Origin of the sequence: Pleomorphomonas koreensis DSM 23070 (assembly GCF_000425185.1) — a bacterium.
Classification (GTDB): domain Bacteria; phylum Pseudomonadota; class Alphaproteobacteria; order Rhizobiales; family Pleomorphomonadaceae; genus Pleomorphomonas; species Pleomorphomonas koreensis.
Genome location: NZ_AULH01000029.1, coordinates 1 through 15,739 on the forward strand (window position 1 = coordinate 1; position 15,739 = coordinate 15,739).

The window sequence follows — 15,739 nt, forward strand, 5'->3', positions numbered from 1 at the left end:
GCCGAAGTGTTGATCGATGGCCTTGGTGAAGGTGACATCCTGCTGGCCGACAAGGGCTACGACAACAACGCCATCCGCGCCAAGGCTGCCCAACGAAAAGCCTGGGCCAACATCCCGCCAAAGGCCAACCGCAAAGGCACCTTCGCTTTCTCTCGATGGGTTTACCGACAGCGCAACCTCGTGGAACGGTTCTTCAACCGGATCAAACAGTTCCGAGGCATCGCCACGCGCTACGACAAACGGCCCGAGAACTACATGGCCGCCCTCAAAATCATAGCAGCGAGGATCTGGTGCCTCAGCTTATGAGTCTACGGCCTAGGGAATCTCTGGAGGTACCGATGGCGTCGGCGGCCTGCTTGGCCATCAGCAGGCGCCCCTGAAACCAGTTGCCGGTGCCGGAGGCAACGTTGTTTCCGGTTGTTGCCAGGGTACGGGCGACATTGTCCTGGAGATCCTGGCGCTCCAGCACGTAGATCGTGGCAGAGAAGACAGCAAAGCTTACCACTACGATAAGCGACGCGGTAAGGATGATCCGGTGTAGCAGTTTGCTGCGGACGTTGACAAAGGGCATGTCGTTCCATCTCATTGAAAAGTGTACGGATTGGGTACCCCTTCGATTGTTGACGAACGGTAACTTTTGTCATTCTCGCGCAAAAATCGAGCAACAAAATTGCTTTTTAAGTAATCACACCTAGTCGCTCATGTGTCGAAAAATTCTAAGTATTTATAATTAAAATTAGAGAATCAATAAAGATATACTTATCACATCATAAATATGCAGATCGATAGCAGTGAAAACATTCAATTATCTAGAAATGTGTCCGCCCCTAGGGCAGACGTTATAAACACTATAGTTCTCGCCGATCTGCCATATATCGCAAAGGCCCCATTGGTCTTGCCAATAAGCAGATGACGGCTGTCGGACGGCGTCTCGACCGACGCTCCAGCACAACTGCCGGGCGATTCGTGACGACGACACCAATGTTCCGCGCTGTCACGTTATACCGAGCCGTTGATGTCCGGAGGGGAAACCAAGATTGTCGGCGCCCAACCTTGGAGCTATAACAGGTCTAGGACGGTACGCGCCGTCCCGAAGCGTAGAAACTTCGAACACAGCGGCTGATGTCGGCCGTTACGACATCGGATCCTCTGGCCGTTTGGCCGGGGGCCTGAGACATATGTCCAGGTGCCTCGGTGCTAAAGGTCTCAGGGGCCGACTGTGTTCGGTTTTCTAACCCCCGGCTTGGGGTCAAGGGATAACGTCGGCGGGGGCGAACCGTGGACATACCTCAGAAGCAAATCAATGGAAGAAAACGCCGGACGTGCTAACTGCAAAAATAGAACTGAAATCAAGCCAATTGTTGGCTTAACAAAGGTGCTTCCGAAAAGCGTATTAGAGTCGATCGTAATGGAAGCGATGCTGCGTCATCGCTTCCTTCGTGATGTCGCTGAGCTCCGCTCGGCAGAACTCCGGGACCAAGCGAGTGGCCGTGAGGCCTTTGGTTCCGCTCGTCTGGCCTACATTAGCGCTATGATCGAGTGCCACGCCCAACAAGCATGCCTTTCCACTCTGCTCGACGTGCTTGGCTATGTGCCCGAAATTGGCGGAATTGACGATGTAGACCTCAAATGAGTCCAAGCTTGGTGGCAATGGCTGTTGCTTGTGCCAGACTGCAGGCGTCGAGCGCCTTGCGCGCGTTGTTCAGGTGAAAATTCACCGTCGCGAACGACATGTTCTCGAGCACTGCAATGTCGCGCATCGTCTTACCCTCGGCCGACCACTTAAGACAAAGTGCCTGCTTCGGGGTAAGTTCACGACTACCCCCAACAAGACCGCTGTCATGTTGCTCAATCTTGGCATGAAGATAGCCGACTGCCGTGACGGCGGCGATCTGATCAATGTCGTTGTCGAGGTTAAGCGAGGGTTTATCGGAGGCAAGCGTGAGCATCGAGATGTGCTGAAATGCTGTTCTTACGGGGATACTAATCCCGGACCTAATTCCGAAATCGTAAGCCTCTTCATAAAAGCCGCGAACTGCGCGCGTTTTAGCCGACCGAAGATTGCCCAATCCCCACGTGAACGGTTGGAGGCGGGCACGTGCCGTCTTCACAATGGGATCGATGGCGGGATAGTTCCCTTCAAGATAGCGTTGTTGCCACGCGCTCGGATAATTCGAGACGGCGACTGTGCGTGAAGGCTCGACGTGCAGGAAGGCGAAGCTACCAAAGCCAAGGTCTTGGATGAGATTTGCAACTGTCTGCCGGAGCGTTTCTTCCGTCTGTATGACCGCGAGGCTGTCAATTAGTCTCTGAAACCATAACCGCAATGAACGTCGTCTCCATCTTGCGGCCTTTGTAGACGTCAAACTCATCTTTTGAGATGACGCGTCGGAACGCCGCATTGCCCAGCTCGCCAAACTGCCTGAACGCTAGCCTTGGTCTCAGGGTGATTATAGCAAAGATGCTACTCAAGATAGAGAGAATTTAAATATGTCAAAAACATGGGTGATACTAGGCAGCTGCATACGCCCATATTGGCTAATTGTTGCCGAAAAAAGTGAGTAATATCCGCAAAATTTAAGAATTAATGCGGTAGTTCCTCATCACTTAATACACTATCGTCCAGTGTGGAATATGGGAATATGAGACATACATAATTCTAGTTAGTACTTTCTCCCGGGAAGACGATGTCCTGATCGACCAGAACGTTGAACCTAAACCCAGGTCTTATTGCGATCGTAGGCTGTATGTCGAGATTTTTTGAAATCGTTCGCTCGGTAACGCGGCCGAAAGTCTCGGCAAAGTTGCGCCGGACTGCGTCCGACGCGGTGGTCTGATTTGCTAGCGTCGAGTTTTCCGGGACGGCCATATCCACTCCGGTGCCGATCAAAGCCAGCAGCACCGCCGATCCGAAGGTTTTGAAATAATGGTTGTCGAGCTGATCGTTGAAGCCGCCATAGCCTTCGGCGTCGGTTCCGGCCATGCCGCCAATCTGCAGGGTTGAACCGTTCGGGAAGATGATGTCGGTCCAAACGACAAGGACGCGGGATTGGCCGAAAGCGACCTTGCTGTCATAGCGGCCCATCAACCGAGTGCCTTGCGGGATGAGCAGCCGATAGCCGGTCGCGCTGTCGTAGACGTTCTGGCTAACCTGGGCGGTGATCCGCCCCGGCAGATCGGAGTTTATGCCGGTGATGAGCGTTGCAGGGATGACTGATCCTCGCTTCAGCTCATAAGGTGATTGCTGGGCTACCACTTGGTTCGGCAGATAGCCGAGTTTCGCGAGATCGGAGTTGAAGAAGACTTCCTTGTTGCGCTGCCCGTTCGGGTCCGCATTCTGGCCATTGAGGCCGGCTTGAAGGGCGGTGCCGTAGAGATCGGCGGCAGACGAAGCTGCTGTTCGCCCGGAAAGAGCGGCCTGACCGCCTGCGTTGGTCTGCCCTGGATCCGTGACCGCAGCCTTCAGCTTGTCGGTACTGACAGCAAGCGGGGAGTCGAGCGCCACATTGGCCGCCTGGAGACGGGCCATTCGTTGGCGCTGCTGCTCGCGGAAAATCTGTTCCTGCTGCTCCCGCATAAGCCTCGCTCGCCAGGCCGCTTCGGATTCCAACTCGTTCTGACGGGTTGGGTCTTCCGCTTGCTTTGTCTCGGATCTGAACGGGTTCGGCTTTGCTTCATGCGGATCATTGGCGGAAGCAGCGGCACTGACAGTCGGCGGCTGAGGCTCACCGATGATCCCGTCAGTGACACCGCGTTTCATCTGGTCGGCAAAGGTTGATGCGGGCAGGCCTCCGTTGGCGTTTTGGTCGCCACGATCACGGAAGACGAGGCCGCGCGACGTCAGACCGAAAAGGACCACAGCGAAAAAGGCCACGGCGAGCGCAATAGCGATGATGACGGGCAGACGGTTGAGCCGGCGGATGCCGGCCCCGGGCTTCTGATTGTCGCTGCGCCCTTGTCCAGAGCCGCCAAGCTTGAGTGATTGAACCATTGATCCCCTCTCCTACCCGCGCTGCATGACGGAGATGGGACTGGCCGGGATCGCCCCCGTGCCCGAGGTGGCGTAGATCCGGCCAATCTCCAGCGAACTCGTCGAGAAACGGACGAGAATCTGGCCGTCAACAGGCGCCACCACATAGGCGAGGCGGATACCGCTCTGATCCTTTACTTTCTCCTCCATCGTGACGGCAAACCCCCAGGTGCGGAGCGCGGCCTCGAGCGCAGCGCCGAAGGCCGAGCTGTCTGGCTTCAGGACGATGATCGCTTTGCCCTGCCCAAGCTGTTCGGCAAGGCGCGGCACGAGATCCCCGGCGATGGCGGACGCCGCCATTGTCGTCATCTCGGTCGGAGCCGTGCTTGCGACAACGCCGCTGGTTCCAAACGCGTCGAGCCCGAGCCCGGCGCAGCCCGAGACAAGTGCGGCGGCCATGACGACCACGAGCGTTCTGGCGAACAAGGGGCGGACGAAGAGACACGTCGTCATCCGATCACCCTCCCCTCTTTATGGTGATCTTTTCCTGGTTCCAGCCAACGCCGGAGATCAGGATCGCCTTGTCGACCGCGAAATCGACGATCATCATATTGCTCTTCATGCGGTAGTTGACGATGCAGTTCTGACCTCCTGAGACGACGAAGAGTACTGGGGCCTCGCGGGCGGCGACGGACTCGGGGAACTGGATGTAGGTTTTGGTACCGTCGGTGTAGACGCGTGTCGGCCGGAAGCGGGCGCTACCTGAAATCGAGTAGCCGAAGTTCAACTGATCGGCGGGAACGCCGGCGCCGGGAATGGTGCTCGCCTCGATGCGGGCGTTAATGTCGGCCAACCGTGACGAGACGTCTTCCGGGTAGTCGAAGCCGACGCGGGCCATATATTGGGTTGGATGGGATTTGAGTTGGATATGATAGGTGCGGCGCGAAGTCGTCACCACCATGGAGGTGAGGAGTCCCGGCTCGGTCGGCTTGACAATCAGGTGGATGGCCTGCCCGCCCGTCGCTCCGGAGGTTGCCGGTTCCACTTTCCAGCGCACCGTGTCGCCGACCAGCACGTCACGGACAATTTCTCCACCCTGGAGCTCGATGTCGCAGACCTGGAGCGGCGAACAGATAACCGAGGGCTGAACCTCGCCATAGAGAAAGATGACCTTGCCGTCCGGGCCTTTGGTAATCAGTCCGGTTTGGCCGCGCCATTGTCCGGAGATCTCCACGCCCTTCGTTTCCTTGAAGCTCATCGATTGCGCCTCGGCCCGCAGTTGAAGGACGAACGGACAAATGAGCGTAAGGGCCAGCAAGGAGCGCATCCTCACCGCGCTGGGTGTGGTGGTATTCGCCTTCATGGTGGGCGGGGCCTTTCAGATCTGGGCGGTCCAGTCAAAATCCTTGAGATACAGACCGATCGGGTTGAGGCGGATGACGCTTTCGTCCTGGGGCGGGATCAGCACGACGTTGGCGATGCCGCGAAAGCGACGCGTGGCGACCTCCTTACCCTTGCGGTCACGCTCATATTCGGTCCAGTCGATCTGGAACGACTGCCCGGAGAGCGGCACAACATTGTTCACTTCGATGGCGACCGTTGCCGTCTTTGCCTTGTCGAAGGGGGAGGATGAGCGAAACCAGTTGTTGATCTTTTCAGTCGCCGGATCAGAGGTGCGCAAGAGGGCGTAGGTGCGGTCAATATATTGCTTCTGGACAACCGCATCAGGTGTGACCGACCGGAAGTTCGTCACGAAGGCGGCCAAGCTTGCCCGCACGACGCGTGGATCGGCATATTCGATTTGCGCTGGAAAACCGGCATTGACGGCGGAGCCTAGCTTGTCGACCTCGACGATATAGGGAACGAGCTTGACCTTGGTGCTCTGGTAGAGAGCATAGCCGGTGCTGAGGGTCGCCAGTGACAGGCTCACGATGCCAACGAGGCGCCAAGCAGAGGCGGCGCGAACAAAGGAGCCATAGCGTTCGGTCCATTCCTGCCGGGCGGCGAGATAGGGATTGTCGGGGTAATGCTCGGCCACGGCGGGGCTCCTTCATGAAGTCAATGTTGATGCTTTGGTGGTGGCGGCGGCGAAGCCGGACGCCCCTGCCCGGCCGATTGCCCCTGATCCAGCTTGGCGTTGGCCAGCCCAAGGAGAGATCCAGAATAGGCGCCCGGCGAACCGATGGCTTTGTCCCTCGCGGCCGACGCAACGGCACTGCCGGTGGAGGCGGCCCCTCTCAGTCCGGAGAGCGCGGCGCTGCCGACGGAAGAGCCGCCTGCGCGCGCCGATGTGTAGGAGGACACTCCCGCCCTCGCCCCACCCCAGGCAAGCGCCGCTCCGCCTGCCGCGAAACTCGCGGCCTGACCACCATGGCGGATCGACTCCATGCCGCCGGTGACGGAGGCGCCTTGCACCACGCCCTGGATGAGGGTTGGCACATACATGGCAATGACGAAGACGACGACGGCTATGCCAGCGATCGCCAGAGCGGTCTGATACTGGTCACCGATGGTCGCATCGCTCGCGAGCCCGATCAGCACATCCGAGCCGATCTTGGCGATCATGACCAGCGCCATCAGCTTCATGCCGACCGAGAAGGCATAGACGAGATAGCGGATCGCGAAATCCTTCGTATAGGACGAGCCGCCGAGGCCAAGCAGGATCATGCCCGCGAGGAGCCCGACATACATTTCGACGAGGACCGAGAGAAAGATCGCAGCAACCAACGAAAAGGCGATCACGCTGACGATCATAGCAAGCGAGGCTGACAGCGCCAGCGCATTGTCCTGGAACACACCGAAGGAGATTTTCTCCGACATCTTCGCGGCGACGGTAAGCCCGGCATTGAAAACATTGGCTGGCGAGGCCGATCCGCCTCCGGCACCGATCTGGAACAGGCTGTCGACGATCGCCTTCGCCAGTGCAGGCCCCCTGTCGAGGACGAAAGCGAAGAAGCTGACGAACATGATGCGTCGGACGAGCTCGGCGAACCAGGCATCGAGCGAGGCGGCCTGCAGGGCGAGCCAGACGGCGGCAATTCCGATCTCGATTCCGGCGAGGATCCAGAACAGCGACCGCGCCGCATCCATGATGGTGTTCTCCCAGCCCTTGGCTGCTGTCACTACCTGATTTTCTAAGGTGGTGAGCACGCTGCCGTCGGCGGCAAGGGCGGGGAAAGAAGCGATGAGAATGATAACGGCGGCACACGCCGCCGCAGCGAATGCCGAGTTCAGGGCCGCGGGCCTCACGACTGCTACCATCGTGGCCTCATTTCCTGGCCACCGGTAAGGGGTGGGCCCTTCGATTTGAAGAAGTCGCTTTGCCGCTTGTCGGTCGATGCCGTTGGTTGGGCGGGAGCGTTGCCCTGGATGCAGGTTCTCGAACCTGCAATCTGCCAACTGATCGCCCCGACGATCGAGGCCGAGAGCAAGCTCGCAATAACAGTGGTGTAGATGAGAGTGCGGTTCACCATCTCGGACGCATCTCCTGCCCGCCGGAGATCGATGGCGCGGTCGATTTGAAGAACTCCTCGCGGCGAGCCTGAGACAGATCCTTTTCGGCCTGCTCGGATTGGTACCAGGTCGCCATCATGGTCATCTGCTGGGAGACAAGACCGCGCAGCTTCTGCATCTGCGCCACCTCTTGGGCGGCGATGTCATGGCCGACCTGCAGTGCCTTCATCTGGCCATCGGCGCCTTCCGACATCGAGCGCAGCTGCGACATGGTCGCCTCCTCGCTGCTGAACTGGTCGGCGGTAAGGTTTGCGGCCTTTAGCGTTCCCGAGATCGTGTCGCGATTGGTCGCCGACCAGGTCTGATAGGATGACGAGAAACTAGACCCGCTCGGCAGGTTGGTCTTGAAGTCGGCGTAGCTCTGGAAGCGTGATTTGAGAACGTCATCGACATTCCCCATGGAAAAGGCGATGCCCTGCCCCTGATTGACGATCGAGCGCAACTGGTTGAGGTCGCCCTGGACCTCTCCCCAGACGTGGGTCGGCAGCTGCGCGGTGTTCTGCAGCATATTCTGATAAATGCGAAGCTGGTTCTGGATCTGCTCGGCGAGCTGCGAGATCTGGGTGATCTGATTGTTGATCTGCTGCGAGGACTGGCCGACGAGGTGGACCAGTTCGCCATTGTTCAGGATCTGAGTCCATTCTGTCGCTCCGCCGGTGAGCCCGCCGCCGGCCTGGCCCTGCCCGCACGACATCGACAAGATGAGCGCGGCCGAAAGGATGCGGCGACTCGCGATCGAGCGTCGAATCTCATGAGGTCTCGTCATTGTGCCCTCTGCGCATGTGGTTTGATCAACTTGGCCTCAAGCAGCTGACGCGCATGGGCAATGCCCCTCGCTTCGAGCCAGCGCGCCGGCCAGTCGGCTCCATGGATGGCCTTGAACTCGAGGATGCGTTTGAGATGGTCGCGACCTGAGGCGCCGACAAAGGCGAGCGCCACGGGACCGAGCGCCATGTCGAAGAGGCGCCGGCCGTCGGTGGAGGTGACGTAATAGTCCCGCTTCGGAATGGCTGAGGCGATGATCTCGATCTGCCTTTCGTTGAAGCCGAGCTTTTCATAGAACTCGTGGGTGCCGGGTTCGCGCGCCGCGCCATTCGGCAGACAGATCTTGGTCGGGCAAGATTCCTTCAGGACGTCGATGATACCGGAACGGTCGGCATCTGAGATTGACTGGGTGGCGAGCACGACGGCGCAGTTTGCCTTGCGCAACACTTTCAGCCACTCGCGGACCTTGTCGCGAAAGAGGGGGTGGCCGAGCATCAGCCACGCCTCGTCGAGCAGGATCAGGCTTGGCGCACCGGTCAGGCGCTTCTCGATCCGCCGGAAAAGATAGGCGAGCACGGCGACGAGGTTGCGTGTCCCCATGTTCATCAGTTCTTCGATCTCGAAGGTTTGGAGGGACTGAAGCGTCAACCCGTCCCGTTCCGCATCCATGAGATGACCCATGGGCCCATCGACGGTGTAGGCGTGGAGTGCGTCCTTGATCTCGCGCATCTGCACCCCCGACACGAAATCGGAGAGCGAACGGCCCGGTGCGTTGGCCATCAGGTCGACCTGGCGGGCAATGGCGTTGCGATGATCCGGTGTGATGGTGACGCCCTGCAGAGCGACCAGCATTTCCAGCCAGTCCGTCGCCCAGGCTTTGTCGCCATCGGTTGAGAGCTCGCCGAGTGGACAGAACGAAAGTGAGGCTCTCGGTTCGCCGTCGCTGTCTCCTCCGATCTCATAGTGATCGCCGCCCGCGGCGAGCGTCAGCGGCATGAGCGAGCGGCCCTTGTCGAAGGCGAAGATCTGCGCGCCATCATAGCGACGGAACTGAGCCGCGATCAGCGCCAACAGGGTTGATTTGCCCGAGCCCGTTGGCCCGAAGATCAGCGTGTGGCCGACGTCGTCGACGTGAAGGTTCAGCCGGAATGGGGTCGAGCCGGACGCGACTTGGCAGAGTGGCGGCGAGCCCGGCTGATAGAACGGGCATGGTGCTACGGGGCTCCCCGACCAGACGGAGTTGAGCGGTAGGAGATCCGAGAGATTGCGTGTGTTGATCAGCGGTTCGCGGATATTGGCGTACCAGTTGCCGGGGAGGCTGCCGAGAAAGGCCTCGGTGGCGTTCAGCGTCTCGACGCGTGCCCCGAACCCCTCGGCCTGGACAACCCGGCGGACGCTTTCACAATTCTCTCGCAAGCGCTCGGCATCACTGTCATGCAGTACGACGACCGGGGTGTAATAGCCATAAGCCACCAGCTGGGAGGCCGCTTCCGCGATGGCGTCCTCTGTCTCCGCGACCATGGCCATGGCGTCCTGGTCGACAGAGCGCGATTGGGTCTGGAAGAGTTGGTCGAAGAAGGGGCGGACCTTCTGCTGCCATTTCTTGCGTGTGCGCTCGAGCCGGTCGCGTGCCTCCTGCTCATCAAGGAACATGAAGCGGCTCGACCAGCGATAGGTGAGCGGCATCCGATCGAGACTGTTGAGAATGCCCGGCCAACTCTCGGCCGGCAGGCCGTCGATGGCGACGATGCCGACAAAGCGGCCCTCGACCATGGGTGTCAGGCCGTGCTGGTATTCCGCCGTCACCAGCCAGTCGAGATACATGGGTACCTCCGGCAGGCGCACCGGGTGGTTCTCGGCAGTGACGCAATAGCGGATGAACTGGAAGAGATCGTCGAACTGGGCAATGCGGGGGCGGCCCTCCCCGCCCCGCTGGACGATCTCCCGGGTGCGCATGCGCTGAACGGAAATGACGTTTGAGAGATATTGCTCGACCTCGCGGACCGAGGTCTTGAAGGACTGCAGCGCGGTTTCAGCAAAGGTAGCCGTCCGGCTCGCTTCGTCTGAGTAGACATAGCGGGCAAGACTGGACTTGCGCCGCTCCGGCGGGCGCCAAGTCAGAATCAGGGCGTGCCGGCTTTCAAAATGTCCCCGCTTCTGCTCGAAGTGCGCCCGCCGTTCCGCGTCGATTGCGCGGGTAACTGCATCGGGGAAATGACAGGCGTCTTCTTTCGGATATTCTGTTGTTGGAATGCGCAACGCCTCGACCTGGATCATCCAGCCCGAGCCGAGGCGTGCGAGGACCGCATTGATCTGGCGCGAGACCTCATTGCGCTCGACGTCGGTGGAACTCTCCGAATCCGGCCCCGCGAAATACCAGCCTGCCATCAGCGAGCCGTCTTTCAGGAGGATGACGCCATTGGCGACGAGTCCGGCATAGGGCACGAGATCCGAGAAGGAAGGATCGCGGTGGCGGAAGGGGGAAAGCGCAGCCATGACTGATCCCTCAAGCGCGCCGCCAGGGCGACGATGTCGGGCGATAATGCGGGCGGTATGTAATGTGGCGAAGGTAGACGCGCCGCATCAGCGGATCTGCCTTGGCCATCATGCGCAAGAGCCCCACGATCACCGACCAGACAGCAAGACCGAAGAGAGCCGAGATCCAGGTCAGCACGACGAAAATCAGGATGATGCTGGCGAGCCCTGTTACGAGTACCAGCTCGCGGTCGGCCCCCATCAGCAGATTGGGCCGTGACAGGGCGCGGTGAATGCGGGTGCGCTGGAGGGATGAGCTCAGGTTAGCCATCAGCCCCCGCCCCCTGCCCGGTTGATCCAGGCATGCTTTCGCCCCCTGCGGTGCCGATCGAGGCTCCCGTGGCACCGAACAGCGCGACAATCTGGGTAGCGCCAAGCAGGATGCCGGCGACAAGCACGACATACATGAGCCGTCTCGCGAAATCGTTGAGCTCGCCGCCGAAGATCAGCATGCCGCCGGCGACCGCGACAGCGGCGAGCGCAATGAAGCCAGCGACCGGTCCGGTGATCGATTGTTGGATCTGCTGAAGTGGCCCCTCCCAGGGCAGGCTGCCGCCGGACGAGGCGAAGGCCGGAAAGCTGAGTGTTGCCCCGACGGCGAAAGCAAGGACAATACGGGCAAAGAGGGTCTTACGCGACATGAGCGCGGTCCTTTTGTGCATAGGATTCGGTCTGGTAGCGGCCGCCGGAGAAGCTTTCGACGTGAAGGACATCCCTGACGATGCGACCCTTCGGCGTTCGCTCGATGGAGACGATCAGGTCGACGGCTTCCCCGATGACGTCCTGCATCGGCTGCTGGCTCGCTTCGGCCGTCAGCTGTTCGAGCCGGCGTAGTGCCGATTCCGCCGTGTTGGCATGGATGGTGGCGACCCCGCCCGGATGTCCAGTGTTCCAGGCCTTTAGGAGGGTGAGTGCCGCGCCGTCACGAACTTCACCGACGATGATCCGGTCGGGCCTCAATCGCATGGTGCTTTTAAGGAGGCGCGCCATGTCCACGGTGTCCGAGGTGTGCAGCGCCACGACATTCTCTCCGCCGCACCGGATCTCAGCTGTGTCTTCAAGGACAAGCAGGCGATCATCGGGAGCGGCGTCGGTTATCTCGGCGATCACTGCATTGGCCAGCGTCGTCTTGCCCGATCCCGTCCCCCCGGAGATGACGATGTTGAGTTTTGATGCCACAGCGTTCCGGATGATGTCGGCTTGGTTGGCGGTCATCACCCTGCCGCTCACATAATCGGCGAGCGGGATCAGCCTTGATGCCCTGCGACGGATGGTGAAAGTTGGCCCCTCCACGACGGGCGGCAGCAGTCCTTCAAAGCGATGGCCGCCGATCGGTAGCTCGCCCGAGATGATCGGCTGCTCGTCATCCGCCTCCGAGTTCAGGGCATGAGCAACACTGCCAATGACGATCTCGGCAGTGGCCGCCGTCATCTCACCCGCTGGAGCAATGCCGTGGCCGAGCCGTTCGATGAAGAGCTTGCCATCAGGGTTGAGCATGATCTCGACGACGGCCGGGTCGTCGAGGGCGACGCAGAGCTGGTCGCCGAGCGCATCCTGGAGTTTACGCACCAGACGAGGGTGGGAGCGGAGCTGGGTCATGGACGATGTCCCGCTTAGGCCGCTCGCCGCGTCGACTGGAGGATCGACGAATAGCCTGCTGGTCTGACGGTCTCGAAGCTTTTCCCGTTAGTCGGCAGCAAGCCCACCACAGCCTTCGTGTTGCCGATCGGTTTGGGTTCGCCAATCCGCGCCATTGGCCAGCCGGCCCGCCGCAGGATCCGTTCGATCCGAAGGTCCGTTGCCGTGACCAGCTCGTCGTAGCCATTGGCCATCGACCATTCGATGATGGCGGCAAACAGGGTCCAGGTCGCGCTGTGCAACGCTTGGCTGCTGGGCTCGTGTGCTGCAGCAATTGAGGTGTCTACGCAAAAGCGCGAACTCTCGATCATGGACGCATGTGGCCGGAACAGCCCCTGCTCTCCCAACTCCGGAAAGAGCACGGATAGAAGCGTCGGTCCCGTCGCTGGCAGGAGACGAACGGCACCGATCACTGCTTCCTGCGTATCAACGACAAGAATGTAGGTTGGCTGGCAGAGGTCCAACTCGTCGCGCTCGCGTCCGTCCCTAACCTTCACGTCCCAGTTCAGGCGGTCATGAAAGACCCGCGCTCGCATCTGATGCATCCGGTCGAGAATGGCGGCCTGGGACCGAAAATGCTCAGGAGAAATCGCGATCGCTCGCATGTTTCTGGCTCCGAATCTGACAATTGAGGAGCGCAAGAAGCCATGTCTGGGGTGGCGTGACGACTAATGAAAGTATGAGTGCTTGAGGGACTGGCCGTGGACTAGTCTAGGTCCCGAGTCGGAGATACGGGGCTGGCTGCGGGCCACGCGCCAGCAGGGAAAGCCTCTATGCCCCACTCGGTTCTGAGAGGCAGATTCCATCCAAGGGGGAGCATTAGGATTTCGTTAACCCAATACTTCTTTACGGAATCGAGGAATCGTGTTCATTCTGACGGCAATGAAGCGCTTGAAGGCGCAAATACCGTTGGAGGCCACGGAATGGCGTCAGAAGCCGCCCTGCTCCCCACTTCGAATGAAGTGCCCCAGCAAATGGGTTTCGACCGCCTTGCCGAGGTGCTTTCGTCACGAATCTCCAAGATGCGGCAGAAGATTTATGCGCCCGATGCGCGGAAGCAGCTTCGCAAATTCAGTTCCGGCGAGGCCTCAAAGCTTCTGGGGATCAGCGACTCTCATCTCAGGCAGCTTAGCATAGACGGCATTGGGCCCCAGCCCGAGCTTGGTGCTGGCGGCAAGAGGCTGTACTCACTTGCGGACATAAATGGTCTTCGGCAGCATTTCGCCGGAACACGTCCTAAGAACGCGCTTCAGGTGTTCCCACGTCGTCGGCCGGGAGAGAGGTTGCAGGTCATCGCCTGCGCCTCCTTTAAGGGCGGTTCCGGCAAGACGACGACGAGTGCGACGGCGGCTCATTACTTGGCCCTGCGCGGCTATAGGGTGCTGGCTATCGACCTCGACCCGCAAGGCTCCATGACGGCCATCTTCGGCATTCAGCCCGAGACCGATCTTGGAGACAACGAGAGTCTCTACGGCGCGATCCGCTACGATGACGATCGCCGCAATATCCGAGACGTAATCCGCGAGACATATTTCGAGGGCATCGACCTCATTCCGGGGGCCATTGAACTCCAGGAGTGGGAGCACGAAGTTCCGGTTGCCATGCAGCAGCGCGGAACGTCCCCATTTTTCCGCCGGATCGCCGAAGTGCTAGCCGAGGTCGAGGACGACTACGACATCGTCGTGCTCGATTGCCCTCCTCAGCTCGGCTTTCTGACGCTCTCCGCTTTGACGGCCGCCACGGGTGTTCTGATCCCGGTATTCCCCCACATGCTGGACGTAATGAGCTTGTCGGCCTTCCTGCTAATGGCTTCTGACCTGCTCAACGTTGTCGAGAAGCGCGGGGGTGCGTTCCAACGCGACTGGATCAACTTCCTGATCACCAGGCACAACCCGAACGACGCAACGGAGGTCGATATCGTCTCCTTGCTCCGTTCCCTCTTCAAGCAGCAAGTGCTGACACGCCCGGCCGTCCAGTCGGCAGCCATTTCGAGCGCTGGGCTCTTTCGTCGGACGATCTATGAAATCGACCGCGCCGATGTCGGCCGTGGTACCTACGACCGCGCCCTAGAGTCGATGAACGGGGTTTGCGAGGAGATTGAGAGCCTGCTCACCAAGTCATGGGGGCGCACATGAGCAAGCAGCGTGATCGCAGCCGGGGTATTCTCGGGCTGATTGACGACGAGGAAGATGTCTCGGGTGCCCCCTCCCTGGCCGATAAGGCCGACAAATCAACGCGGGCGCTAAAGCACATGCCTTCCGGCAGCATCAAAACTCTGGAGAGCACGCTGACGAGGGCTGAACGCGAAGCCGAAGAGCTTCGCAGGCTGGTCGCGTCTGGTGCGCAGGTCATCGAGCTCGATGTGAGCCTCGTGCAGCCTTCGCCCCACGCTGACCGCATGGAAGATGACAATGCCGAGGCGTTCGGCACGCTAAAGGCGTCGATTGCCGAGAATGGGCAGCAGGTTCCTATCTTGGTCCGACCGCACCCGACTGATCCGGACCGTTACGAGGCTGCTTACGGCCATCGTCGGCTTCGAGCTGCGGCTGAACTCGGGCTAACGGTTCGTGCCGTTGTTAAGCCCCTGACGGACGAGCAACTGGTGCTCGCCCAGGGCATCGAAAACTCGGCTCGCCAGGACCTCTCCTGGATCGAGCAAGCCGTCTTTGCATTGAAGCTCGGTGAGCGTGGTTTCCCGCAGCGGGCAATTGCAGCGGCTCTTTCCATTCAGCGTCAGAACGCGAACCAAATGATCTCGGCGGCGCGGAAGATTCCGGCCGACATCATTCACGCTATCGGACGCGCGCCCAGGGTCGGCCGACCGAGGTGGCTGGAACTCGCTGACCGTTTGGCGAATGGTGTTTCGCCCGCTGTTCGCTCTGCCCTCTCCACCCCGGCTTTTTCCTCGCTTCCTTCGGACGAGCGCTTCGAGACCATTCTGATGGCCGCCGCGCCGGATACCGAGGTGTTCCGGCCGGCTCATATGTCGCGGCTCTCCGCGGCTCCGCTGTCCCTGCCGGGCGGCCGTACAGTGGGGTCGTTCGTTCGTGGCGCTAGGGCGGCGACGCTGAAACTTGAGGACGTGGATTTCGGAACTTGGCTTGCCGAGCGCGTACCCGCGCTGCACGCCGAGTTCTCTGCTCAAACCGGGGACCCAACGCGGAACCCAGAATCAGCTAGTGTTTCCGGCACATCGGTCGGAAATACCCCAGAGGAGTGACACGGACAAAGGAAAAGGGGCCACCAACGTTTCCGCCGGAAGCCCCATCTCTGATGTGTAGCAACGACAGAGATAACTGCTCCCGGACATAGTCGTCA

General features: G+C 60.1%; 18 protein-coding genes. 4 read left to right on the forward strand and 14 right to left on the reverse strand.

Features of this window, described 5'->3' with window-relative positions:
• The coding region (locus H512_RS0118690; RefSeq protein ID WP_026784108.1) for an IS5/IS1182 family transposase at positions 1-306 on the forward strand (306 nt) is incomplete at its 5' end.
• Here the strand turns inward: H512_RS0118690 and H512_RS0118695 are convergent.
• Positions 296-571, reverse strand: a complete 276-nt coding sequence (locus H512_RS0118695) for a hypothetical protein (RefSeq protein ID WP_026784735.1) — start codon at positions 569-571, stop codon at positions 296-298. The genes H512_RS0118690 and H512_RS0118695 overlap by 11 nt on opposite strands.
• A 732-nt stretch (positions 572-1,303) precedes the next feature.
• Here H512_RS0118695 and H512_RS26560 point away from each other — a divergent pair.
• Complete coding sequence (locus H512_RS26560) at positions 1,304-1,633, forward strand: transcriptional repressor TraM (protein ID WP_084798609.1); 330 nt, start codon at positions 1,304-1,306, stop codon at positions 1,631-1,633.
• On the opposite strand, the gene H512_RS0118705 is transcribed toward H512_RS26560, so the two are convergent.
• From H512_RS0118705 to traI, 13 genes are all read right to left on the reverse strand, one after another.
• Positions 1,626-2,327 carry an autoinducer binding domain-containing protein gene (locus H512_RS0118705; RefSeq protein WP_026784736.1) on the reverse strand — a complete coding sequence of 234 codons (702 nt, stop codon included), beginning with the start codon at positions 2,325-2,327 and terminating at the stop codon, positions 1,626-1,628. The genes H512_RS26560 and H512_RS0118705 overlap by 8 nt on opposite strands.
• Before the next feature lie 332 nt (positions 2,328-2,659).
• A complete protein-coding gene (trbI, locus tag H512_RS0118710) occupies positions 2,660-3,991 on the reverse strand; it encodes an IncP-type conjugal transfer protein TrbI (RefSeq protein ID WP_026784737.1) in 1,332 nt (443 codons plus the stop codon).
• Positions 3,992-4,003: 12 nt separating this feature from the next.
• Positions 4,004-4,483 carry a conjugal transfer protein TrbH gene (gene trbH, locus H512_RS0118715; RefSeq protein WP_036792695.1) on the reverse strand — a complete coding sequence of 160 codons (480 nt, stop codon included), beginning with the start codon at positions 4,481-4,483 and terminating at the stop codon, positions 4,004-4,006.
• A 4-nt stretch (positions 4,484-4,487) separates the two neighbouring features.
• Positions 4,488-5,297: a P-type conjugative transfer protein TrbG gene (gene trbG / locus H512_RS0118720; RefSeq protein ID WP_053240058.1), complete on the reverse strand. Its 810-nt coding sequence runs from the start codon at positions 5,295-5,297 to the stop codon at positions 4,488-4,490.
• A 51-nt stretch (positions 5,298-5,348) separates the two neighbouring features.
• Positions 5,349-6,008: a conjugal transfer protein TrbF gene (gene trbF / locus H512_RS0118725; RefSeq protein WP_026784740.1), complete on the reverse strand. Its 660-nt coding sequence runs from the start codon at positions 6,006-6,008 to the stop codon at positions 5,349-5,351.
• Positions 6,009-6,028: 20 nt separating this feature from the next.
• Positions 6,029-7,231: a P-type conjugative transfer protein TrbL gene (gene trbL, locus H512_RS0118730; protein ID WP_026784741.1), complete on the reverse strand. Its 1,203-nt coding sequence runs from the start codon at positions 7,229-7,231 to the stop codon at positions 6,029-6,031.
• Positions 7,225-7,443, reverse strand: a complete 219-nt coding sequence (locus H512_RS27920; protein WP_084798610.1) for a DUF2749 domain-containing protein — start codon at positions 7,441-7,443, stop codon at positions 7,225-7,227. The genes trbL and H512_RS27920 overlap by 7 nt, the downstream gene beginning before the upstream one ends.
• Positions 7,437-8,249, reverse strand: coding sequence for a P-type conjugative transfer protein TrbJ (gene trbJ, locus H512_RS0118735; RefSeq protein WP_084798611.1), 813 nt, complete (start codon positions 8,247-8,249; stop codon positions 7,437-7,439). The genes H512_RS27920 and trbJ overlap by 7 nt, the downstream gene beginning before the upstream one ends.
• Positions 8,246-10,744 carry a conjugal transfer protein TrbE gene (locus H512_RS0118740; RefSeq protein ID WP_026784743.1) on the reverse strand — a complete coding sequence of 833 codons (2,499 nt, stop codon included), beginning with the start codon at positions 10,742-10,744 and terminating at the stop codon, positions 8,246-8,248. The genes trbJ and H512_RS0118740 overlap by 4 nt, the downstream gene beginning before the upstream one ends.
• Before the next feature lie 10 nt (positions 10,745-10,754).
• Entirely contained in the window at positions 10,755-11,054 is a 300-nt protein-coding gene (locus H512_RS0118745) for a conjugal transfer protein TrbD (RefSeq protein ID WP_026784744.1), read from the reverse strand.
• Positions 11,047-11,424 (reverse strand): TrbC/VirB2 family protein, encoded by a 378-nt coding sequence (locus tag H512_RS0118750; protein ID WP_026784745.1) that lies wholly within the window; start codon positions 11,422-11,424, stop codon positions 11,047-11,049. Before H512_RS0118750 ends, H512_RS0118745 begins: the two co-directional genes overlap by 8 nt.
• Positions 11,414-12,382 (reverse strand): P-type conjugative transfer ATPase TrbB, encoded by a 969-nt coding sequence (trbB, locus tag H512_RS0118755; protein WP_026784746.1) that lies wholly within the window; start codon positions 12,380-12,382, stop codon positions 11,414-11,416. Before trbB ends, H512_RS0118750 begins: the two co-directional genes overlap by 11 nt.
• 14 nt (positions 12,383-12,396) lie before the next feature.
• Positions 12,397-13,026 carry an acyl-homoserine-lactone synthase gene (traI, locus tag H512_RS0118760; protein WP_026784747.1) on the reverse strand — a complete coding sequence of 210 codons (630 nt, stop codon included), beginning with the start codon at positions 13,024-13,026 and terminating at the stop codon, positions 12,397-12,399.
• 318 nt (positions 13,027-13,344) lie between these two features.
• On the opposite strand from traI, the gene repA reads away from it, so the two are divergent.
• Both repA and repB read left to right on the forward strand, forming a co-directional pair.
• Positions 13,345-14,556 carry a plasmid partitioning protein RepA gene (repA, locus tag H512_RS0118765; RefSeq protein ID WP_169507179.1) on the forward strand — a complete coding sequence of 404 codons (1,212 nt, stop codon included), beginning with the start codon at positions 13,345-13,347 and terminating at the stop codon, positions 14,554-14,556.
• Positions 14,553-15,641, forward strand: a complete 1,089-nt coding sequence (gene repB, locus H512_RS24920) for a plasmid partitioning protein RepB (RefSeq protein WP_169507180.1) — start codon at positions 14,553-14,555, stop codon at positions 15,639-15,641. Before repA ends, repB begins: the two co-directional genes overlap by 4 nt.
• Positions 15,642-15,739: the final 98 nt, after the last annotated feature.